20 protein-coding genes, 1 tRNA gene and 2 pseudogenes are annotated in these 22,239 nt (G+C 38.9%); 15 read left to right on the plus strand and 8 right to left on the minus strand.

What is annotated here, in order from left to right:
- The first annotated feature begins 140 nt into the window (after positions 1 to 140).
- On the plus strand, positions 141 to 626 hold the full coding sequence (locus E0H94_RS06580; RefSeq protein ID WP_131325679.1) for a hypothetical protein: 486 nt from the start codon (positions 141 to 143) through the stop codon (positions 624 to 626).
- A 97-nt stretch (positions 627 to 723) separates the two neighbouring features.
- Here the strand turns inward: E0H94_RS06580 and E0H94_RS06585 are convergent, their stop codons facing one another.
- On the minus strand, positions 724 to 921 hold the full coding sequence (locus E0H94_RS06585; protein ID WP_131325680.1) for a hypothetical protein: 198 nt from the start codon (positions 919 to 921) through the stop codon (positions 724 to 726).
- 295 nt (positions 922 to 1,216) lie between these two features.
- Between E0H94_RS06585 and E0H94_RS06590 the strand changes: the two genes are divergently transcribed.
- The 3 genes and pseudogenes from E0H94_RS06590 to E0H94_RS06600 form a co-directional block, all read left to right on the plus strand.
- A complete protein-coding gene (locus E0H94_RS06590; RefSeq protein WP_131325681.1) occupies positions 1,217 to 1,507 on the plus strand; it encodes a hypothetical protein in 291 nt (96 codons plus the stop codon).
- 255 nt (positions 1,508 to 1,762) lie between these two features.
- A complete protein-coding gene (locus E0H94_RS06595) occupies positions 1,763 to 2,272 on the plus strand; it encodes an Sbal_3080 family lipoprotein (protein WP_131325682.1) in 510 nt (169 codons plus the stop codon).
- Positions 2,273 to 2,354: 82 nt separating this feature from the next.
- Positions 2,355 to 2,462, plus strand: a pseudogene (locus E0H94_RS06600) (IS5/IS1182 family transposase); the annotation flags it as partial.
- Positions 2,463 to 2,732: 270 nt separating this feature from the next.
- On the opposite strand, the gene E0H94_RS06605 reads toward E0H94_RS06600, so the two are convergent.
- Positions 2,733 to 2,809 (minus strand) — tRNA-Ile (locus E0H94_RS06605).
- 160 nt (positions 2,810 to 2,969) lie between these two features.
- Here E0H94_RS06605 and E0H94_RS06610 point away from each other — a divergent pair.
- Positions 2,970 to 4,232 carry a site-specific integrase gene (locus E0H94_RS06610; protein ID WP_131325683.1) on the plus strand — a complete coding sequence of 421 codons (1,263 nt, stop codon included), beginning with the start codon at positions 2,970 to 2,972 and terminating at the stop codon, positions 4,230 to 4,232.
- A gap of 204 nt (positions 4,233 to 4,436) precedes the next feature.
- Here the strand turns inward: E0H94_RS06610 and E0H94_RS06615 are convergent, their stop codons facing one another.
- From E0H94_RS06615 to E0H94_RS06625, 3 genes are all read right to left on the minus strand, one after another.
- Positions 4,437 to 4,892: a DUF2147 domain-containing protein gene (locus E0H94_RS06615; RefSeq protein ID WP_131325684.1), complete on the minus strand. Its 456-nt coding sequence runs from the start codon at positions 4,890 to 4,892 to the stop codon at positions 4,437 to 4,439.
- 346 nt (positions 4,893 to 5,238) lie between these two features.
- Positions 5,239 to 5,715 (minus strand): ester cyclase, encoded by a 477-nt coding sequence (locus tag E0H94_RS06620; protein WP_131325685.1) that lies wholly within the window; start codon positions 5,713 to 5,715, stop codon positions 5,239 to 5,241.
- 63 nt (positions 5,716 to 5,778) lie between these two features.
- On the minus strand, positions 5,779 to 7,215 hold the full coding sequence (locus E0H94_RS06625) for a gamma-aminobutyraldehyde dehydrogenase (protein WP_131325844.1): 1,437 nt from the start codon (positions 7,213 to 7,215) through the stop codon (positions 5,779 to 5,781).
- A gap of 673 nt (positions 7,216 to 7,888) precedes the next feature.
- Here E0H94_RS06625 and E0H94_RS06630 point away from each other — a divergent pair.
- From E0H94_RS06630 to E0H94_RS06640, 3 genes are all read left to right on the plus strand, one after another.
- A complete protein-coding gene (locus E0H94_RS06630) occupies positions 7,889 to 9,385 on the plus strand; it encodes an APC family permease (protein WP_131325686.1) in 1,497 nt (498 codons plus the stop codon).
- Between the two features lie 207 nt (positions 9,386 to 9,592).
- Complete coding sequence (locus E0H94_RS06635; RefSeq protein ID WP_131325687.1) at positions 9,593 to 10,918, plus strand: APC family permease; 1,326 nt, start codon at positions 9,593 to 9,595, stop codon at positions 10,916 to 10,918.
- 33 nt (positions 10,919 to 10,951) lie between these two features.
- The gene (locus tag E0H94_RS06640) at positions 10,952 to 12,370 is read left to right on the plus strand and encodes an NAD(P)/FAD-dependent oxidoreductase (protein ID WP_165495591.1); all 1,419 of its coding nucleotides are present in this window, start codon (positions 10,952 to 10,954) and stop codon (positions 12,368 to 12,370) included.
- Between the two features lie 111 nt (positions 12,371 to 12,481).
- Here E0H94_RS06640 and E0H94_RS06645 read toward each other — a convergent pair.
- Positions 12,482 to 12,598 (minus strand): annotated as a pseudogene (locus tag E0H94_RS06645) (subtype I-F CRISPR-associated endonuclease Cas1); the annotation flags it as partial.
- A 655-nt stretch (positions 12,599 to 13,253) separates the two neighbouring features.
- Here E0H94_RS06645 and E0H94_RS06650 point away from each other — a divergent pair.
- A complete protein-coding gene (locus tag E0H94_RS06650) occupies positions 13,254 to 13,814 on the plus strand; it encodes a 1-acyl-sn-glycerol-3-phosphate acyltransferase (RefSeq protein WP_131325688.1) in 561 nt (186 codons plus the stop codon).
- Positions 13,815 to 13,930: 116 nt separating this feature from the next.
- The gene (locus tag E0H94_RS06655; protein ID WP_131263667.1) at positions 13,931 to 14,680 is read left to right on the plus strand and encodes a YebC/PmpR family DNA-binding transcriptional regulator; all 750 of its coding nucleotides are present in this window, start codon (positions 13,931 to 13,933) and stop codon (positions 14,678 to 14,680) included.
- A gap of 106 nt (positions 14,681 to 14,786) precedes the next feature.
- On the opposite strand, the gene E0H94_RS06660 is transcribed toward E0H94_RS06655, so the two are convergent.
- Together E0H94_RS06660 and E0H94_RS06665 are read right to left on the minus strand one after the other, a co-directional pair.
- Positions 14,787 to 15,257: an Lrp/AsnC family transcriptional regulator gene (locus tag E0H94_RS06660; RefSeq protein ID WP_116762633.1), complete on the minus strand. Its 471-nt coding sequence runs from the start codon at positions 15,255 to 15,257 to the stop codon at positions 14,787 to 14,789.
- Between the two features lie 256 nt (positions 15,258 to 15,513).
- Entirely contained in the window at positions 15,514 to 16,284 is a 771-nt protein-coding gene (locus tag E0H94_RS06665; protein WP_131325689.1) for a glutathione S-transferase family protein, read from the minus strand.
- A gap of 372 nt (positions 16,285 to 16,656) precedes the next feature.
- Here E0H94_RS06665 and E0H94_RS06670 point away from each other — a divergent pair, with 372 nt between their 5' ends.
- Genes E0H94_RS06670 through E0H94_RS06690 form a run of 5 tightly spaced genes read left to right on the plus strand, consistent with a single transcriptional unit; the run spans position 16,657 to position 22,234 of the window.
- Positions 16,657 to 17,859: an SfnB family sulfur acquisition oxidoreductase gene (locus E0H94_RS06670; protein WP_131325690.1), complete on the plus strand. Its 1,203-nt coding sequence runs from the start codon at positions 16,657 to 16,659 to the stop codon at positions 17,857 to 17,859.
- A 10-nt stretch (positions 17,860 to 17,869) separates the two neighbouring features.
- Positions 17,870 to 19,093 (plus strand): SfnB family sulfur acquisition oxidoreductase, encoded by a 1,224-nt coding sequence (locus tag E0H94_RS06675; protein ID WP_131325691.1) that lies wholly within the window; start codon positions 17,870 to 17,872, stop codon positions 19,091 to 19,093.
- Positions 19,093 to 20,508, plus strand: a complete 1,416-nt coding sequence (locus E0H94_RS06680; RefSeq protein ID WP_131325692.1) for an LLM class flavin-dependent oxidoreductase — start codon at positions 19,093 to 19,095, stop codon at positions 20,506 to 20,508. The genes E0H94_RS06675 and E0H94_RS06680 overlap by 1 nt, the downstream gene beginning before the upstream one ends.
- A gap of 31 nt (positions 20,509 to 20,539) precedes the next feature.
- A complete protein-coding gene (locus E0H94_RS06685; protein WP_131263672.1) occupies positions 20,540 to 21,382 on the plus strand; it encodes a MetQ/NlpA family ABC transporter substrate-binding protein in 843 nt (280 codons plus the stop codon).
- 9 nt (positions 21,383 to 21,391) lie between these two features.
- Positions 21,392 to 22,234 (plus strand): MetQ/NlpA family ABC transporter substrate-binding protein, encoded by an 843-nt coding sequence (locus tag E0H94_RS06690; RefSeq protein WP_131325693.1) that lies wholly within the window; start codon positions 21,392 to 21,394, stop codon positions 22,232 to 22,234.
- The last annotated feature ends 5 nt before the right edge of the window (positions 22,235 to 22,239 follow it).

The raw sequence follows: 22,239 nt of genomic DNA on the forward strand, positions 1-22,239 counted from the left end.
TTCTTTTTCACTAGAAATTTACTAAAAACACCATTAAGTCATGAGAAATATACAATACTTACAACAGAAAAATAGAAGCTTACAGAGAATATGCCTATGCTTATTTTATGCGTAATGAGTTAGGATAAGGATTGATTTTTATGGCAAAAACAACCGAATTGACCCATCGCCTTTATACGCTAATTTACTTTTTAATTATCTTTCTTATATTGGCGTATTGCGTACTCAATGCCATTTATACGGTCATTATTGGCGGAACTACTTTTTATTTATTTGCCAGTTTGATTTTGATGCTTCAATGTATTTTTGCTTTACGCACTTCTCTTGACAGCCGTATCTATGCCAGTTTAGGGCTTGTGCTACTGATTATTGGGCTACTATATACACATGGACTCGATTTTTTAAACCATTTAAAAGCGGTTGTACTGATTCCAGCTTTAATTTTGACTTTTTTTGGACTGGATAATTTATATAAAAACCCAATCAGACTTGTTTATCTTAAAATTGGACTCATTCTCGGTTTACTGCTTGTCGCTTATAGCCAATATTATGATTTGGTTGAACTACAAAATTATTATCATTCTTTGCATAACGGTGAGACTTGGCAGCAGTTTGGTGCATTATAACCCCAAAAAAGAAATTCACAATTTTAAGGTTTTACTGCTACTAATTCATATCACGTTCTATAGTCCCAATAAAAAACCGCCTTTCAGGCGGTTTTTACTAGTCTACAATTGCAGACCAGAGTGAATAGAATGCTTGAATATCGGATTCAAGAAATTCATCATTTTCAGCATCATAAACAAAAGATTTTTCTTCTAATAAGTGTTCGCCATCTTGTTCACTAAGATATTTTTTTAAGAAAGTCTTAAAGCTATTTGCTTGATCAGGGAAAACTTGTTCTCCATCAAAAAAGATCATAACAACCTCGAACTGCCTAAATTAGCTCAAATTTTAACACATATGTTGATTCTTATCAATATATTATAAGTTAATGATAAATACATCACAATTTAACAAAGAAAAACTAACTAAAAAATAAAGCGTATTAATTGTAACTTCATAAATTTACACGAAAAAAATGTATATCACTTCTACTTAAAAACCAATTTACACGATTAATGTATCGTTATATTAATTTAATGTGATTTAGTTTGCATTTTTCACATATGCTTCTAGAATAAAGAAAGGAATAAGAAAAAGAGGCTCAAAGCTCATGAATTTCGATGTATTCTTTTCTGACAAAGATCGCCATGAAGCGATTGATACTGCAAAGCAAATGGTATTTTTGCCAGAGAACTGTTATTTCCTAGAAAACCTAAGTCCAACAATAAACTTTTATCAAAATAAGGATAATGAAATTTTTGCGAAAGTTGTTGTTTCATATCAAAATTGTGTAACTGAGCTAGTCACCGATAAACCCTTTACCCTCAAATTTCACGATAATGGAGTGCATCAATTTTGGGAATATATAGATAATGGCCCTAAAGATAAGTGGCTCATGTGATGCGTTATTTTCGGCACCGAACACCACAATCAGTAGAATGAAAAGGAAACTCTCATGCGGGTTTCCTTTTTTATGGTCTGAACTATTTTATAAGGGGCTTAGCAAGCTAAAGAGGATTTTCACGATAGTTTAAGCAAATTGAGGTACAAATTACGCTGCTTATAATTAAAGAGATACTCTGTTTCTTCAAAATGTAGATAAAACATCTTTTGGTCAATTTCATTAGATTTAAAATTAGTTTTTGAGGGGTTTAGAATGAAAAAAGTTTTATTAGGCTCGTTAATGTTACTTTGTTTACAAGCGTGTACCAGTGTTCAAGTCAAACCAATTGCTTCTAATGATGTGCATGCTATCAATGAAATTTGTATTGCTTTAAATCCAGCAGTAACTATTAACGATTTCGTTCCTGTTATAGAAAAACGTATTCAATATTATGGTGTAAAAACAAGAGTTCTAAATGCAGACGAAGCACGAAAATGTACACACCAATTGCAATATTCTGCTCGCCGCTCATGGGATGGCATTACATATTTATCATGGGCTGAACTAAAAATTTATAAGAATGGGCAACCTATAGGTGAGGCTGAATATAAACTTAAAGGCAAAGGCGGGCTATCACTGATGAAATGGCAGTCGGTTGAAACAAAAATGAATCCTGTTGTTGATAAATTATTGGCTAGAAAAAATGTAGGTGTATCTACCTCCTTAATTGCACCGCATGAAGAGCAGATTCTAGTACCTAAGAAAATTGATAGCCTATATTAATAAAACATACTATCCCTTTCATTGGCTAGGCTTTGTTGTGCAAAGCCGTTCGAAAGTTTTTATTCAGCAATATAATTCTTTAATGAATAAGCAGACACCTAAAATCTACCGTATCAGCGGTTGGTCTACTTACAATCAAGCTTTAATCAATTAAGGAAATTTATCGATCTGGTTTGATCACAATATTGAATAATATGCTCGGGCAAAAGGCAAACATGATCGAAATCAAACTTATTCCGATACAGCCATTCATTGAAACAGTTCGACATTACTGCACTATCTATTAAATTGTTAGATAGTGCAGAATAAAAAACAAAACAGTGCAAAAAAAGCCGAAAACTTACACTTACACCGTCGGACTATCGAACGGATGAACCACAAAATAGACCGAAAAATCCGATGGTCTAAAAATAGCAGACATTAAAAAACCTCATAACTCAATGAGTTACGAGGTTGAATTTGGTGGGCCCACCCAGACTCGAACTGGGGACCAACGGATTATGAGTCCGCTGCTCTAACCGACTGAGCTATAGGCCCTATACTGTTGCAAAACCATTATATTCAATAGTTTGGCTATGCAGCAATACTATCTAACATTTCCCTATTGAGCAAGTATTTTTTGCTTGTAGACGCATAGTAGACGCTAGAAAATATTGTGCTATATTGCTAAATATTGCAATTGATAGCGATTCTAGCGATGTCATCTCAAAGAGTAAAGCTAACAAAGACATTTATTGATCAACTCGAAATGACGCCTGCTATCTATAGAGACAGTGATTTGATCGGCTTTGCTATTCGGGTCAATACTACTTGCAAAACCTATATCGTTGAGAAAAAAGTCCTTGGTAGGACTGTACGCTCAACAATTGGTCTACATGGAAATTTAACCCTAGCCCAAGCGCGTCATATAGCCAGAGACAAACTTGCGCTGATGGCTCAGGGCATCAATCCAAATGAAGTTAAAAGAAAAATAATTGCTGAAGAAAAATTAAAATCAGATTTACTCAAAATTAAACCAACATTAAAACAAGCATTTGATCATTACCTTTTATATAAACGCCTTAAGCCTAGAACAATTAAAGACTACACGATGGTTGTTGATAACTACCTAAAGGATTGGAATGACATAACACTGGATAAAATCTCTAGATTTATGATTCAGGCAAAACATTCTGAATTGTCACAACGAAGTTTGGCTCAAGCAAATATGGCGATGCGTGTTTTCCGAGCCATCTATAATTACTCAGTTGAGCATTATCGAGATGAAAATAACGAATCTATTTTGGATCAAGATAATCCGATAAATACACTAAATGCTAAAAAAGCTTGGAATAAAATTCGCAGCCGTAAAACCTATATTCATCAGGATCAACTACCTAACTGGATTAAAGCGGTATTTGAATATAAAGACCGTGGTCAACAGCAAGAAACCAATCGAGATTTTCTACTTACCTTGATTCTTACAGGATTTAGACGTGAAGAATGTGAATCGTTGCCTTGGACCAGTATTGACTTAAAGCATGGTCGAATCACCTCAACAGATTCAAAGAATGGTGTGCCACACAGCCTGCCTATGGGTGACTTTCTATTTACCCTCATGAAAAAACGTTATGCTCAAGCCAAAAATGAATGGGTTTTTCCATCTGCCAAAGCTACCTCGGGTCATATTATGAATATTTCCAAAGTACGCCAGAAAATCAATAAATCCTGTGGCATAGAGTTTAGCTTCCATGATCTGCGTAGAACCTTTGGTGCTATTGCAGAAAACCTTGATTATGGGCAGTACACCATTAAGCGCCTGCTGTCCCCAATAGATGATCATCGAGACCTAACTGTAGGCTATCAGGTCAGCGAAAGGAAATTAAGAGAAGCAATGAATGCTATTGAAGAGATTGTTTTAGGGGCTTATAAAACAAGCTTAGAAGAAGAAGGTATTCTGTCTTGTCTTGATGTCAAATGATAGTGAGCGAATTACTATTGCTCTGGAGGATATAGAAAGAATCGTTCCCCGTACTTGAAATAGTCCCATCTTGCAGACATCATCACAATATATATCTCATGGATTAATGCTCGTTCACACCAATATCCATGTAAAAAACCATCAATTGATGGTTTTTTAGAAATCAACAACCGTGGTTTACGACAGCCACATTCAGATACTTATTTATAATTTCTTCCAAGTCATGATGGTCGTGGTGTTATCAGACTTTGACTTGCCAAAAACCTTCATTTGCTCACCAGTATTACTTAGGTCTGCATTAATAATATAAACAAGGCCGTTTTGTGGATTAACCCATACCCCATTATTAAACTTATTTTTTGATGTTGCCTGCATATTCGTGAGGATTTCTAAACCAAACAAGTTTTGATTCTTTAATGCACCTGTACACTTCATACAGACATCTGTCGCTACTGTACCCGGTGATGCATACGACTTAGTGATGGCTGCATTATATTGTTGAGTTTTAGAATTCTTACGAATTGCAATTTCTGCAATGTAATTTCCTGATTTATCATCAATTACCTTCCATGAGCCTAATAATTGATCCACAGGCATTGCTGCTAAAAATTGAGTTGAACCTAACAATAAAGTCGAAGCAAATAAAATTCTTAATTTCATACAATTGTCATATATTAAAAAGCCTCGGGATTATAGCAAAGCACATCCCCGATAGAATTATTAATTTAAATCATATGCATAGTTTGCTGAAATCGTATCCAGCTTCATTTTTTGAATTTTTATAGATCTGCTTGAGCTTGTCATAGTGTATAGCAATTACTCTAAATTACTGAGGCCTTGCAAATGCTGTATTGGCTTTTCTACTACTTGTTCTCACTCAAAAATTGCGAGTCATATCCGAAAGATGAAATTCCATGACCATGAAAAACACATAGCCCAAACTCAACTTCACTCATTCATAAAAGCATAAATGATATGCAGTAGCGTCTGGGCTATGTCTAATGAATTACCAACCTAGCTGTTTATTCAAAGTAGCAGCATCGTAGTAGTCACCTTGGTAAACAATTTTGTCGTTTTTAACACGAACAAAACTTACACCCTCAAAGTTAATTGGCTTATTCGTTGCAGGGGTATCTTTGCTCCATGCACCCGTGTTATTCCCTGTAAAGCGCCATTGGAAAGAAATACCATCTTTACTCACAATTGGAGCACTCGTCATTTCCCATTTCAAATTAGGCACAGCATTAATAAATACACTGATGACGTTATCTCGTGCTGCTACTTGCCCTTTTTGTGGCGTGCCTACAGTAGCATCATAAAATATCCCATCTTTAGCAAAATAAGAGGCTGCTTTGTTGGCATCATGTTGATTCCAAGCTTGCATATATGATGTAACAACTTGCTTAGGTGGTACAGCTGCATGAACAACTGTTACGCCCGCGATTGCAGGAACTAAAATAAGTGCTTGTAAAATATTTTTCATTTGTATTCCCTTTAGAAAAAATATGTTAGTTAAATGATGATTGCAGCTGCATCATGCCGAAAATTAATCTTCGTAAGCACTCATCACATGTTTAATACGGGTATATTCTTCAAAGCCATAGCTTGATAAGTCTTTGCCATAGCCTGACTTTTTAAAGCCACCATGTGGCATTTCAGCCGTAAGCGGAATATGGGCATTGACCCAAACCGTACCAAAATCTAGATCGCGACTAAAACGCATACTACGGCTGTGATCATTGGTCCAAACACTTGAAGCGAGACCGAATTCAACATCATTGGCTTTTTCTAATGCATCTGCTTCATCTTTGAAGGTTTGAATCGTCACGATTGGGCCAAAAATTTCATTTTGGATGGCTTCGTCGTGCTGTTCTAAACCACAAATAATGGTCGGTTCGAAATAGTAACCATCGTACTGAGTCACTTGTTTACCACCAGTCACAATTTTGGCATGCGCAGGTAAGCGATCTAAAAAGCCTTTCACATGTACAAGCTGGCGTTGGTTATTGAGGGCACCAAACAAAGCTGTTTCGTCATCAGGTAAACCGCAGTGAATTTGCTTGGTTTTAGCAACCATTTTTTCTACAAATTCATCAAAAATGCTTTCTTGGACTAAAACGCGTGCCGCTGCGGTACAGTCTTGTCCTGCGTTGAAGAAGCCAGCGATGCTGATTGCATCTGTTGCTTTTTCAAGATCAGCATCATCAAATACCAGCACAGGTGCTTTACCACCAAGTTCCAAATGCGCCTTTGCTAAATTGCTTGCCGCTGAAGCAGCCACTTGTAATCCTGCACGAACTGAACCAGTAATCGACACCATTGCAGGCACTGGATGAGAAACAACTTTTGAACCTGCATCAGCCAAACCTAAGATGACATTAATGGCACCTTGAGGGAAAAACGGAGCAGCAATTTCAGCAAGTAGCAAAGTACTATTTGGCGTGGTGTCACTTGGTTTTAATACCACGGTATTACCCGCTGCTAAAGCAGGCGCAATTTTCCAAACTGCCATTAATAATGGGTAGTTCCAAGGCGCAACTTGACCTACAACCCCAATAGGTTCACGACGGATACTTGAAGTAAAACCATCTAAATATTCAGCAGTTGCCTTTCCTTCTAAGCAGCGAGCTGCACCCGCAAAAAAACGGATGTGATCAATAGAGGCTTTAATTTCTTCAGCCGCAATCATGTGTTTAAGCTGACCCGTTTCTACACTCTGTGTATCTACAAGTTGATCTGCATTTTTTTCCAATGCCTCTGCAAAATTCAATAATGCTTTTTGGCGCATTGAAGGCGTTGAGCGTCTCCAAACTTTAAATGCAGCTTTTGCACACTTATAGGCATAATCCACATCTTGTTGTGTCGCATTTGGCGATTGTGCATAAATTTGACCGTTCACAGGGCTAATTAAATCAAAGAATTCAACCCCTGTTGTTTGAACAAATACACCATTAATAAAATGCTTTAATTGTTTAACGTGCATTTGAACAAATCCATTCGCCTGTTCTAAATTTTCACCAATATGTAGGTCTGTCATGCAATTTCCTTATTCAGCAATTCAAATAAAATATCTATCTACTCACCACAATTTCTTATTTATTATTTATGATTTTTTTTGTCAAGAATATTTTAAACGTGAACCAAGATAAACCCACCCTGAAATTAAAATTAATATACTTACATTTTTTCATTTAAACTTTACATTTTTATTTTAACTTTACATTTTTACATAATATTAAATATTTTAAGTTATTGATTTTCATCAATTAAAATTAATTATAAAAATAATAACATCAAAAATAAATAAATAAAAAACTACATAATATTATGGCAAAAAAATTATTTTAAAAAAAATTGGCTCCTGCTAAAATTAATAAATTGGCTCTCGTTTGTAATTATAAAAAAAGACAAATTAGGCTATGTAAATGTATAGCGATTTGAATTATTCATATCAGAAAAAAATGGTATTGAATCTCAAATTGCAGAAAAGGAATTTCATTTAAAACAGAAAATTTTATTGATCTTCATCAAAGGATTAAATTTTCTAGATTCGAATTAAAAACCTTTTATACCTAGAATATTCCACGCTCCCAAAACAGGATTGGGAAAATTTTAATACTTAGGTATTGAACTTTATTGCTAAATAAGGAAATTGCATGAATGACCTTCCTATAGGTGAAAATGTAGGACAAGAGACGAATTCATCGTCTGTCCAAAATTCACAGTTTGAACGATCAATTGGATTGATCTCGAATTTCTCACTTGGTTTTACTTATCTATCACCGTTAACAGCCGTTTATTCACTCTTTGCACTTGCGATTACGCTTGCTGGTCCTCCATCTATTTGGTGGATTATGGTTGCCGCTTTTGGTCAATTATTGGTTGCAATCGTATTTGGTGAAACCGCTTCACAATATCCAATTACTGGCGGACTGTACCCTTGGGCGAGACGTCTATGGGGAAGAAAATATGCGTGGATGGCTGCATGGGTTTATCTTTGGGCATTGGTCGTTACCGTGACTTCTATTGCGGAATATAGCGCAGGATTTGTCGCCTCATTATTCCAATATGAACCAACGGCAATGAATTGTTTATTGACCACCATCATATTGTTAATCTTATGTATGGTTGTGAATATGTCTGGTACCAAAAACCTGGCACGTGTTGCTAAAATCGGTTTCTGGTGTGAAATTGTGAGCGTAATCGCGTTGGGAATCTACTTATTGATTTTCCACCGTGCTCAACCATTCTCGATTGTATTTGATACCATGGGCGTTCTTGCACAAGATGGTTCATATACCACAGCATTCTTCTCTGCATCACTACTTGGCTTATTCATGTTCTTCGGTTTTGAAGCCTGCGGTAACGTCGCTGAAGAAGTTAAAAATCCAAGTCGCCAAATTCCAGTGGCCATGATTTTGAGTATTGTATTCGGTTGTATCTCTGCAATGGTTTCGGTATTAGGTTATTTACTTGCATCACCAAACTTACAAGCGATTGTAAATGGTCAAGTGACTGATCCTATTCCATTTATCTTACGTGATACATTGGGTACAAATGGTGCAAATCTGTTTATTGTGATTGCCATCATCGCGATGCTCTCTTGTATCTTGTCTTTACAAGCTGCCCTTAGCCGTCTTTTGTTCTCTTTCGCACGTGACCAAATGCTGCCTGGAAATAAATGGATTGCTAAATTATCGAAGCAAAATGTACCTGATAACGCCATGATTTTAAGCTGCTTGTTGCCGCTAATTTTCTGTGTTGTGGTGTATTTCTCACCCGATAACTTGGCGCGAATCACTGCCTTTGCTGTCATCGGTATTTATGTTTCTTTCCAAATGGTTGTATTTGCCGCGCTGAAAAACCGCTTAAAAGGCTGGAAACCTGCGGGTGAGTGGAGTGTTGGTGCTTGGGGTCTACCAATCAATGCGCTTGCTCTGGCATATGGTGTGGTTGCAATTTATCTACTTGCTCAACCTGCCGATGTTCCTTCTTTCTTTGACCGTTGGATTGTACTGATTGGTTTAGGTTTCGTAATTGTCAGTGGTCTGCTCTACATGTTTATTGCAAAACCTTATGGCAAATCACGAGCGCCTGAGAATGATGCAATTGCGCATGCGGCTGAACTGCGCCAAAAGCGTAATGCAGCTTAATTCTTCTTCATAAGAAGCAAGATAAATTCATCATTCAACTCTAAACTTGCCTTTATAGCGTGTTGAAAACAAATGTTTAGAGCGTGGAAGTTAAAGAAATGAGTTCTTTGAGTACTGCGCTCTGTAAACATTTATACCTTATTTACAGCTTTTTAAGTCATGGATGACTTTTCCAAATGATTTAAAACGATTTACAGGTTTTAATACATGGACAATCGCAGTATTAACATTCGCAAACTCACATTAGCGCAAGTGATTATTGTGGGTATTGCTTATATGACCCCGATGACTGTTTTTGACACTTTTGGGATTGTGTCAGACATCACCAATGGTCGAGTTCCCCTCGCCTACATCTTCGCACTTTTTTCCATGTTGCTGACGGCATTTAGTTATGCTCGATTAAGCCAGCAAACTGACCGTCCGGGTTCTGCCTATACCTACACCGCTGAAAGTTGTGGAAATTCGGCAGGTTTCTTTGTCGGATGGTGTTCATTACTCGATTATATTCTGCTGCCTTTAATTAATGCCTTATTGGCGGGAATTTATCTCCATGCCTTAATGCCAGCAGTGCCCTATGCGGCATGGGTATTTGTGGCTGCTGGATTAGTCACATTAGTCAATTGTTTTAGAATTCATATTCTTGCCAACCTTTCCCTGCTCTTTGTATTCGTACCATTAATCTTACTTGTGGTTTTTATATATCTGGTGATTAGTGGCATTGGTTCAAATGGCTATGAACATGTGCTGACCTTAAAACCATTATTTAATGGCGATACCAGCATTGTGCCATTAATTACGGGCGCATCTATTCTGTGTTTCTCGTTCTTAGGTTTTGATGCTGTAACGACGCTATCTCACGAAACTAAAGATCCGAAAAAAACCATTCCTCGTGCTGTCATGTTGACCACATTCATAGGCGGTTTCATCTTTATTTCTGCATCATGGTTTATTCAGCTTTATTTCCCAGATAACGCGCGTTTTAAAGACCCCGAAGCGGCTTTACCAGAAATTGCCTTATATGTCGGCGGCGCCTTATTTCAAGCATTATTTTTGGTTGGACAGATCATGAATACCGTCGCCTCTGGATTAGCTTCTCACGCCAGTGCAGCGCGCTTAATTCATATTATGGGTCGCGATGGTATTTTCCATAAAGGCATCTTCGGTTCAGTCAACCAAAAATTAGGTACACCTTTATATTCTGTTCTTGCCATCGGCATGGTTTCTTTGACAGCAATGTTTTTAGATTTATCTACCGTACTGAATTTAATCAGTTTTGGTGCCTTAATTGCTTTTACAGCTGTGAATTTCTCTGTATTCATGAAGTTTTATGTGCATGAAAAGCAACGTGCAGGTTTTAAAGCGTTCTTCTTAAATCTTTGTTTACCTGTGTTATCTGTACTATCCCTTGTTGCAATGTGGCTCAATCTAGAATCCAGTGCATTACATTTTGGTCTTGGCTGGCTAACTGTTGGCATCGTGTTGTTTGTGTACAAGAAAATTCGCAAACAAAGCATCGTCCTGAGCAATGCTTAAGCTTATTCACCAAATTTAAAAAGAGAGTTCCATATGTCTATCGAAGTGACTAAACCCATTTTACTCAACGATGTCACATTTAAGGCCAGCCAATATCAACAAACTGGTCAAGAATGGAACTGGATTGCAGCTTCACGCGGTCAGTTCGACCACCCTGCCAACTACTATGAAAGTTCATTGCAAGATTGGCATACTTTTGATGTGCTGAATGCAAATATCGAGTGTGATGTGCTTGTGATTGGAGGTGGACTATTAGGAACCTCGACCGCACTGCATTTGGCAGAACAAGGTCTAGACACCGTGTTGGTTGAAAAAAACCGCATTGGCAGCGCTGCTTCTGGGCGTAATGGTGGACAACTAACGCCGGGCTTGGCGCGTTGGGAAGCCGAGACCATGGCGGAGCACTTTAGTTTTGAAGATGCAAAAAAGTTATGGCATTTCACGTCCACTGAAGCCATGTCGTTAATTGACGGCATCAGTGAAAAATATGACTTACATTTGCAACGTAAACGTGGTCATATCACGGCTGCGGTGCATTCAGGACATTTAGATGCTTTGCGTGACGGTATGCAAGCACGTGAATATTTAGAAGAAAGAAACACCGCGATGCTTAGCCAAGATGAATTGCGTACGCACATTCATTCTGAAAATTATTTTGGCGGCTTGTTAGATCACCTCGGGGGTCATATTCATCCCCTAGCCTTGACCCGCGGTTTGGCGTATGGTTTTTGTCAAAATGGTGGCAAAATTTATGAACAAACTGAAGTAAAGTCTATTCAAGAGCGTGCCGATGGTATTTATGTCACCACGGCAAACGGTGTAATTAAAGCCCGTAAAAGTGTGGTGATGGCGGTACATCATGCGTCGTTTACACTATTGGAAGAACGTAAACAAACCACCATTCCTTTTTATACTTATGTGTGTACCACAGCACCGTTAGAACTTGATTTAAAAGCGTTACTCCCAACGGATATGCCAGTGTATGACACGCAGTTCCAAATTGACTATTATCGTGGCGTATCTCAAAACCGCTTGTTATTTGGGGGGGAAGGTACAGGTTCTTGCTGGGATGCACAGCAGACTCACGACTATTTATTGGGACGTATTAAGCATGTATTCCCGCAATTAAAGCAGGTTGAGATCGACTTTGTTTGGAGTGGTAAAACTGACTTAACCGTGAATGGTGCTACTGATAGCCGTAAGTCTGGCAACAAGTTCCCAATTTATGCAGTGCATGGTTGGAGTGGACATGGCGTGGCACAAACTGTACGCATTGGTAAAGCCATTGCAGATGACTTTTGTGGTCAATCGGATGACTTTGAAATGCTGACCAAAATTCAGCATATGAATATTCCGATGGGTCGTGCGTTAGCACCCATTGTAATTCCAATTGCCAAAAGCATGTATGGCCTTGGCGCGATGATTAATCCAGGGAAAATGGTGTCGTTCTAATTCATTTTAAGATCAGTTCAAAGGCTGCCTATGTGCAGCCTTTTTGCCCATACCGTTATTACTTTCTAAGCTGCCTACATGGCAGTGAACTCACAAAGCTACCACCATTTACGTATAGTAAAGCACCCGACCATCTTTTTGCATGACACGAGCCTGTTCAAGGTAATAGACATTTGCGCGTTTTGAATGAAGAATTGCTTTTAAGTTTGATGGATTCAGTTGTTCCATTTTTTATAAAACTATAAATGTAATAATTAAAATGAGTATAAAAAATTATTGGAAAAATATATGAATCTTGAATGTAAAACGACATACTTTGACGTTTACTTCACTCTTTAGTTTAAACAAAATTCTTATTTTTCAACTTAAAGCGTTGGTCGTAAGGCTCAGCTTTGTGTATAAAAATTAAACTCAATGGATCAAAAAATACAGAAAATTGTCTAATTCATTATGATTTAACTGATTTATTTTTTCGAAAATCTAGATAAAATTCGATTAAAGACCAAATCACGACCAATAAAAAAAAGAAAAACACCAACAGAAAAGCGGAAAAATACATCATATTGTTCAATCCTAAACTTGCTTTAGTAAAACGACAGATATCCAATGAAGTTCCACTTCATCTAAGACAAAAGTCTAATATGGTTTAAATGCAATGAATAGTGATTTTTCCAATAAATTAAGACTTTTTTTCAATAAATTGATCAATAAAACCAATAAATATGGCAGTTTATTGCTATAACCGAAACACCATCACAAAACAAAAAAACCAAATATACACTTGTATTTTATATATGCAATTACATCATTCCAGCTATTGACCTTATTTTGAAATAAGCAGACATTAGCAAGCTTGATTAACCCCATAACATTAAGATCCGCTATGTTAAAAAAAATGATTGGCGAATCCGCATTTAAACTTGCGGGCTGGCAATATCACGTAGAACCCAATACGCTCGAAAACAAACAAGTGATTGTGGGTTTTGAACACACCTCAATGATGGATGCTGTTTTATCTCTCGCTTTGTTCCAAATTTACGATATTAAAATCCATACCCTCATCAAAAAAGAATTGTTTAAAGGCCCGTTGAAACCATTGCTAGAAGCTATTGGCGGAATTCCAGTTGACCGTAAATCTAATCAAGATATTGTGGGACAAATGGTCGACCTTTTTGCCTCTCACGAGAAATTTAATTTAGTCATTGCACCTGAGGCAACTCGTGCAAAAGATGGTGAAGTCCGCAAACCCATCCGTACAGGATTTTGGCATATTGCCAAAGCGGCCAATGTCCCTATTGTTTTGATGTATGCCAACTCACAAACCAAACAAGGTGGTATTTTTGGCAAAATTTATCCCACTGAACTTCATCACGACCTAGCACTTATGCAAAAGTTGTATAAAGAAAATGTGGGATTGGACATTATTATTCCTGAACCCCAATAGCATTGTTCAATTGTTTAAAAACTCAAACTTAAGCCCTTTCTCTAAAAAAAGGGCTTATGGTAGAATCTGCTCAATTTGATTTGGCATAAGGCCAATCTACAAGGAGCATATTTCGCATGGCGGGTCATTCCAAGTGGGCTAATACTAAGCATCGTAAAGCAAAACAAGATGCGAGCCGCGCTAAAGTATTCACAAAATTCATTCGTGAAATTGTTACAGCTGCCCGTTTAGGCGGCGGTGATGTTGCATCTAACCCACGTTTACGTGCTGTCGTTGAAAAAGCATTAGTCGCAAATATGACACGTGATACCATCAACCGTGCTATTCAACGCGGTGTTGGTGGTGAAGAAAATGCTGACTTAAAAGAAGTCACTTATGAAGGTTATGGCGTAGGCGGTGTTGCTGTTATTGTTGAAACCATGACCGACAACTTAAACCGTACTGTGCCTGATGTTCGCCATTGTTTCTCTAAAACCGATGGTAACTTAGGGACTGCTGGTTCAGTGGCTTATATGTTTACTAAACGCGGTGAAATTACTTTTGAAGACGTTTCTTTAGAAGACAAAATCATGGACGTGGCTTTAGAAGCTGGTGCTGAAGATATTGAAGTAGCTGAAGACGAAATTTTAGTCATCACAACACCTGAGACTTTTGGTGAAGTTCAAGATGCGCTAACAGCAGCAGGTTTAAAATCTGACAATGCTGAAGTCGTGATGAACCCTTCAACTAAAGCATTGATTTCCGATGTAGATCAAGCGAAAAAAATCGTGAAAATGATTGATATGTTTGAAGATTTAGATGATGTGCAAAACGTTTATACAAACGTTGAATTTACAGAAGAAGTTTTAGCTCAGCTAGATGAGTAATCTTTCAAAAAATAAAAAAACGCGCTCATAGGCGCGTTTTTTATTGCTGTATGTAGACGATGACCTTGCTTAGATGAGTAATCGGTCTGACTTTAAAATTTAGTATCTAAACCTTATTCAATAAACCCCGACAGTTAAATACATTGTATTCCTTAATGACGAAGCTGGAATGTAAGGCAACCACATGCTCAATCTTACCAATCCGATTCAGGAGAATCTGACTGTAATTTTCCATATCGCGTGCAATCACTTCTACAATAAAATCTGCCGACTGCCCTGTGACCAAAAAAGCATTAATGACTTCTGGAATACTTTCTAATTCTTCTAAAAATTTGGAAAAAGTATCGCTATCATGCTTACTTAAAGAAACTTGCAGTAATACATGTAAGCTAAAGCCGAGTTTTTGATAATTAATGTCGCGACGCACATTGGTCATGACATTGGTATCAATTAAATGTTTAATACGGCGATGAACCGAGCTGACAGAAAGATTAATTCGCTCTGACAGTTCATTCAGGTTCACATCTTCATGGGTTAATATTTCCAGAATTTGTTTGTCAAAGCGGTCTAATTCCATCACTGGCTCCAAAAATAAAATAATAAGGTATAAATAAAACCACGTATGAGTTATTTGAATTATGCAAGATACGTGCTCAGCATCCGAGAACGATTATTTCGTTTATTCCACTAAAAATAAAGTCGCGTATGCTACTTATTTTTATCAATCCATAAATTTACAGAAATTCAATGCAATAAATACCCTTGAATATAAATTAAATGTCATTCTTAGGTAATATTTAACGATCTTTTTTACTTGAGTAGTTCGTAGAAGATTATATGCCGCGCCAGTCTACACGTGCATTGCGTTCGGTGTAATAAATACGCTGTACATATTGTCCCAAAGGTAAATCTAAAAGTTGATGCTTGAAGATATAAAACTCTTCAGAACTACCCGAAATGTAGTCTTCTTCACGCTCCCAAGGGGTTCCAGCTATTTCTAATAAAGGTGCAAGCATGGAACAGACTGAAATATCTGCAAGCCCCAAACGCTCACCCACAAAATAACGCCCATCATTTTCTAATAATTTCTGATTCAATATGGTAATCAGTTGTTCCATCTGATGCTTAGAATAAGCAACTTTTTCAGTATCAAGCTGATAACTCTTAGACACCAGTGTTTTTAATATGGGTTTAGAAAATTTCTCAAATTGGCGTAGATAACCTTTTTCACCAATCATAATGTCTAAGGTTTCATCACTTTCCGATAAACTTTGCGCCAAACCCCAACGGCGTACATGTAAGCCAAGCTCAGACGCCAAAGCATTAATTTCTAATGCAACTTCTCTTAAATGTGGATCTGTACGTAATAATGCATGTTCAGGATAAGTCTGATCTAAATACAATGCAATTTGGGTTGAATCCGCAACCCAATACTCATTGTCTCGTAAAATTGGCAGTTTATTTTGCCCTGTTTTGAGTTGTGCAAAAGCACGATGTACACCTGGGATTAGATTCTGCGCAACAAAATCGAGTTGTTTATGATCGAGTAACCAGCGAGCTTTCTCACAATAATGAGATAAAGGAAACTGGTATAAAATTCGCATAAACACTCCAAAAGATGAGACGAACATTGATTTATTCAGAAAACCAACGCTTTCAGTCTGTTACTTTAGTCAGTCAAAGCTAGAAACACAATGTCCTTTTTATCCCAAAATAACTACGACTTAACCTTGTACGGTTATACAATTTTCTGTCTTGAATATCTTTAAACAAGATAACCCTCCATTTCTGGAACAGCCCATAAAACCTTATAATTAAAATTATTAATTAAAATCAACCACTTAACTTATCTAAATTTATTCAAACTTTACCACTTTAAGTTTTAAACATTATTTTTCATAAGTACATGGAAATCAGTCAGTTAATTTTCTATAACAGACCGATTAACGTTTTGACATTGTTTCAAAGGTGTCATCATGGCTTATATCAATTCTAAAAACATACAGATCATCGAAAATGATCAGGATGCAATTAATGCCGCTTATCAGGTCGCGGACTTTGCCCTTGAAGGTCGCAATGCTCGCGATCAAAACCGAGTATTACCTTTTGCAGAAATTGAACAATTTAGCCAAAAAGGCTTAGGCGGTTTAAGAATTCCCAAACAATATGGCGGTGCTTATGTGTCTAATAAAACACTGGCACGTGTATTCCGTATTTTAAATAAAGCCGATTCTAGTGTAGGACAAATCCCACAAAATCAAATTAGCTTGCTTTACCTCATTGATTTGATGGGCACTGAAGCGCAAAAGCAGTTCATTTTTCAGCAAATTTTAGAGGGTAAACGCCTTGCCAATGGTGGACCAGAACGCCATACCAAAGACTCTAAAACACTCAACACCATTTTGAGTATTGAAAATGGTCACTACTATCTGCAAGGTGAAAAATTCTATTCAACGGGTAGTAGCTTTGCCCACTGGTTAGCCATTAAAGCCATTCATCCTGAAGGTCATGTGGTGCTGGTGGTTGTAGATCGTGAAGCGCAAGGCGTAGAAGTGATTGATGACTGGGATGGTTTTGGACAACGCACTACATCGAGTGGCTCAGTCCGTCTGAACCATGTGGAAATTGATCCTTTCCTGATCTTTGACGAACGCCTCTTAACGGCAGCACCAACCTATCGTGGGGCTTATTCACAACTGTTACAAGTCGCGATTGATGTCGGCATTGCTGAGGCTGCCTTTGAAGATACGCTGGCAACCGTCAAAAAAGCGCGTCCAATTGTCGATGCCCAAGTGGAAAAAGCCAGCTTTGAGCATTACACCTTACAAGAAGTAGGCAAACTGCAAATTCAACTTGAAGCCGCTATTTTACTGCTCGATGACGCCGCAGAATTTTTAGATGAGCTAGATCAGCTTGAGCGTGTAACCGATGAGCAAGCTGCACGTGCCTCTATTCTCGTCGCTGAAGCCAAAATTTATGCCAATGATGCGGCACTGAATATTTCTGAAAAACTGCTCGAACTCGGAGGCAGCCGTTCGAGTTTAAGTCAATTCAATTTAGATCAGCACTGGCGTAATGCACGTGTACATACCTTACATGATCCAGTGCGTTGGAAACTGCATGCGCTAGGTGATTATTACCTGAATCATCAATTACCTGCCCGCCATGCATGGATTTAAGGAGAATAACATGACCTCATTTCAAAGCATTTCCCCTGCACAGGCAGCGCAACTTGCACCCGCACATATTATTCAATCCGATGCCGAAGCCTTAGAAATTGCACATACCTTGGCAGAACAATTCAAGCACAATGCGATTCTACGCGATGCTGAGCGCATTTTGCCTTTTGATGAAATTGAAGCTTATAGCCAGTCTGGACTTTGGGCCATTACGGTACCTAAACAATATGGGGGTGCTGAAGTTTCAAGCTATACCGTGGCGAAGATTATTGCCCTTATGAGTGGTGTGGATGGTTCAATCGGTCAGATCCCGCAAAATCATTTCTACGCCCTAGAAGTACTGCGGAATACAGGTACTGAACAACAAAAACAAAAACTTTATCAGGAAGTCTTGCAAGGTGCGCGCTTTGGTAATGCGCTTGCAGAATTTAAAACTAAGAATGCCGCACAAAAACAAACTGCAATTTCTCCGACAGCGAATGGTTTTATCGTCAATGGTGAAAAATTCTATTGCACAGGCAGTTTGTTCGCACATCGCATTCCAACCTTGGTCAAAGATGCACATAACCGCGAGTTTCTGGCCTTTATCCCACGTAATAGTGAAGGCCTAGAACTAATTGATGATTGGTCGGGATTTGGACAACGCACCACAGGCAGTGGTACGGTCAAATTCCATCAAGTCTTTGTCGCTGCAGAAGATGTGATTCCTTTCGATCAAGCCTTTCAACAGCCCACCTTGGTTGGTCCTTTTGCCCAAATTATGCATGCGGCAATTGAAACAGGCATCGCCCGTGCTGCTTTTGAAGAAACCTTGGTCCGTGTGCGTCAAGCCCGTCCTTGGATTGATTCAGGTGTCGATGCTGCAACCCAAGACCCACTGACCTTATTAGAATTAGGTCGCGTCGTAGCAGATGTTCGCGCTAGCGAAATGTTATTAAAACAAGCCGCTCGCTCTATCGATGCCGCCAAACCACAACCCAGCGAAGACAACATTACCCAAGCGTCTTTAGATGTTGCCAAAGTACGTGCCCATAGCAGTGAAACAGCACTCAAAGCATCGTCCAAACTGATTGAACTGGCAGGTAGCCGTGGTAGCCAGCGTGCAGATGGTTTAGACCGTTTTTGGCGTAACGCCCGTGTACACACCCTGCACGATGCAGCGCGCTGGAAGTATTACTTCATTGCCAATTACACCCTCAACGGCATTCGCCCTCCACGTCGAGGGACCTTGTAATGACACAACAAACGCCAAAAAAGATTATTTTAAATGCCTTTGATATGAACTCGGTTGGACATATCAATCATGGTTTATGGACACATCCTCGAGATCAATCGCACCGTTTTAATGAACTCAGTTATTGGACTGAATTGGCACAAACACTAGAACAAGGCTTATTTGACGGTCTATTTATTGCCGACATTACCGGTGTTTATGATGTCTATCAGAATGGCATTGATTTAACCCTGAAAGAATCGATCCAGTTGCCTAGTCATGATCCAAGTACCTTGGTTTCAGCTATGGCTGCTGCAACCCAACATTTAGGTTTTGGTGTTACGGTTAATTTAAGCTATGAGAACCCGTATCAATTTGCTCGTCGTTTTGCCAGTTTAGACCATTTAACCCAAGGTCGTATCGGTTGGAATATTGTGACGGGTTATTTAGATAGCGCGGAACGTTTAGTAGGACAAAAGGGTCTAAAAGAACACGACCTGCGCTATGCCCAAGCCGAAGAATTTCTTGAGCTTTGCTATAAGTTTTGGGAAGGCTCTTGGGAAAATGACGCGGTACTGAAAAATAAAGCGCAGCGTATTTTTACCGATCCCGCTAAAGTACATGCCATTCAGCATCAGGGACAGTTTTATCAAAGTCAGGGGGTGTTTCAAGTCTCTCCTTCACCACAGCGTACCCCCGTTTTATATCAGGCAGGCGCTTCGCCACGTGGTTTGGCCTTTGCGACTCAACATGCTGAAGGTATTTTCATTGGTGGCGACCAACCTGAAAAAATCAAACAACAAGTGGATAAAATTCGTGCCCTCGCAGTTACACAAGGTCGCGATGCCGATACGGTAAAAATCTTTGTCGGGATTACGGTTGTGACCGCCGAAACGGACGCACTGGCACAGGAAAAGTTAGCAGAATATATTCGTTATGCCAGCCCTGAAGCGGGTTTAGCACATTACTCCAGTTCAGTAGGCATCGATTTATCCCAGTTTGCAGATGATGAAGCGATTCCTTATCAAAAAACCAATAGTATTGCCTCGGTCAATCAAAAGTTTAAAGAACAAACCATTACCCGTAACGACTTAAAAGCACAGCATGTCTTGGGTGGACGTTATCCCCTCATTATTGGAAGTGGTGCAGCTGTGGCGGAACAACTGATTCAGTGGATTGATGAAACAGGCATTGACGGTTTTAATCTGACCCGCACAGTTGCCCCAGAATCGCATCAAGACTTTATTCGTTATGTTATTCCTGAATTACAACAACGTGGGCGCTACAAAACCAGCTACAGCGAAGGCAGTTTAAGACACAAACTGTTTCAACAAGGCGACCATCTTGCCGCCCATCATCCTGTGCAGCAGTTCCGATGTTTAAGCTCAAACTCGACTCCAGACTTAACCACACATTCAGAAAAACAGACAGCTTAACTGCTGTAAATTGAAAAATACGAGAGATAACATGGCTTTAACTGCAAAAAATAAATTCACCTTCTTGGGGGTGATTGTCGCTGCACTGGTGATTGGGCTGGTGGCGTGGAGTTACCATAAAAAGACCAGCAATACCGAATTGGTCATTGGTATTAGCCCACCCTTTGCTAATCCATTAAAAGTCGCGGTCGAAGAAGCGAAACAACAAGGGATCAATGTCAAACTGGTGGAATTTTCCGACTGGAATACGCCGAATATTACCTTGAATCATGGCGATATTGATGCCAATTATTTCCAGCATCAACCCTTCTTGGACAATGCGATTAAGGAAACTCAATTCAAGCTGAAAGCATTGGATAAAGGCGTCACAACTCATGTCGGTTTATATTCCAAAAAGTATCATTCACTGGGTGAACTACCAGATCAAGCACGTGTGGTCATTCCAAATGATCCTGTGAATCAAGGTCGCGCATTGTTGCTTTTACAACAAGCCAAACTGATTACTTTAAAAAATCCAGAGAATCATTTATCTAACTTACAAGACATTGCTGCCAATCCTAAAAAGCTGCAATTTATTGAAGTTGAAGGTCCGCAAACGGCACGTGCAGTGGATGATGCCGACTTAGTTTTCAGCTACCCACATTATTTACGTCTTGCCAAAACCATTGACCCGAATGATGCGCTGATTTTGGATGACAACACCAATACCCGTTATTCCATTTTATTTGTGGTGCGCGATGACTACCAACAGCAACATCCAGAGAAAGCCGCACAATTAGAAAAATTTATCAAAATTTATCAGACTTCTGCCAAAGTTAAACAAACTTTGAATGATGAAATTGGCTCAAAACTTTGGTTCCCTGGCTGGAAGTGAGATTGAGCAATGACAGATTCAGTTTTTAAGCCCAAAAATCCTAAGGTATGGCTGATTGGACTGACCGTTGTGATCTTGATTGCTGCTGTAGCGGTTTACCGCTACAGCAAAAGTCAGGCCCAACAAGATGTTTTAACCATTGGCATTAGCCCACCTTATGCAGAACTGCTGCAAAGTGTCGCAGATGATGTGAAAAAACAAGGGATTCAGGTCAAACTGGTCGAATTCTCTGACTGGCATGCACCAAATGTCGCAGTACAAAACGGCGATATTGATGCCAACTTTTTCCAGCAAAGCGTCTTTTTACGCAATGCAATTCGTGAAACTCAATATGACCTCCACGCCTTTGCCACAGGTACAGGCAGTCATGTTGGACTATATTCAAAAAAATATAAGTCTTTACAAGAACTCCCAAACAAAGCCCGCGTGGTCATTCCGAATGATCCTGTAAACTCTGCCCGCGCACTGATTTTGCTGCACCGCGCAGGTTTAATTCAATTGAAAGATATCAATAACGAACTTTCGACTGTGCAGGACATCGTTCAAAATCCAAAGCAACTGCAATTTATTGAAGTTGAAGGACCACAAACTGCACATGCATACAACGATGCCGACCTCATTTTTGGTTTTCCACATTACTTAAACATGGCGAAAGTAACCGATCCGCATAGCGCTCTGTTTCTCGACCCTATCGATAAAAAATATGCAATTTTGTTCGTCACGCGTAAAGACTACAGCGATCACAATCAAAAACTAGCCACTTTCGTTCAAGCTTTCCAAAACTCTAAAAAAGTTCAAGAGATTTTAGACCGAGATTTTGGCAGCAAAATGTGGTTTGAAGGCTGGAAATAAGGAGA

It is taken from the genome of Acinetobacter sp. ANC 4173, assembly GCF_004331255.1.
GTDB lineage: Bacteria > Pseudomonadota > Gammaproteobacteria > Pseudomonadales > Moraxellaceae > Acinetobacter.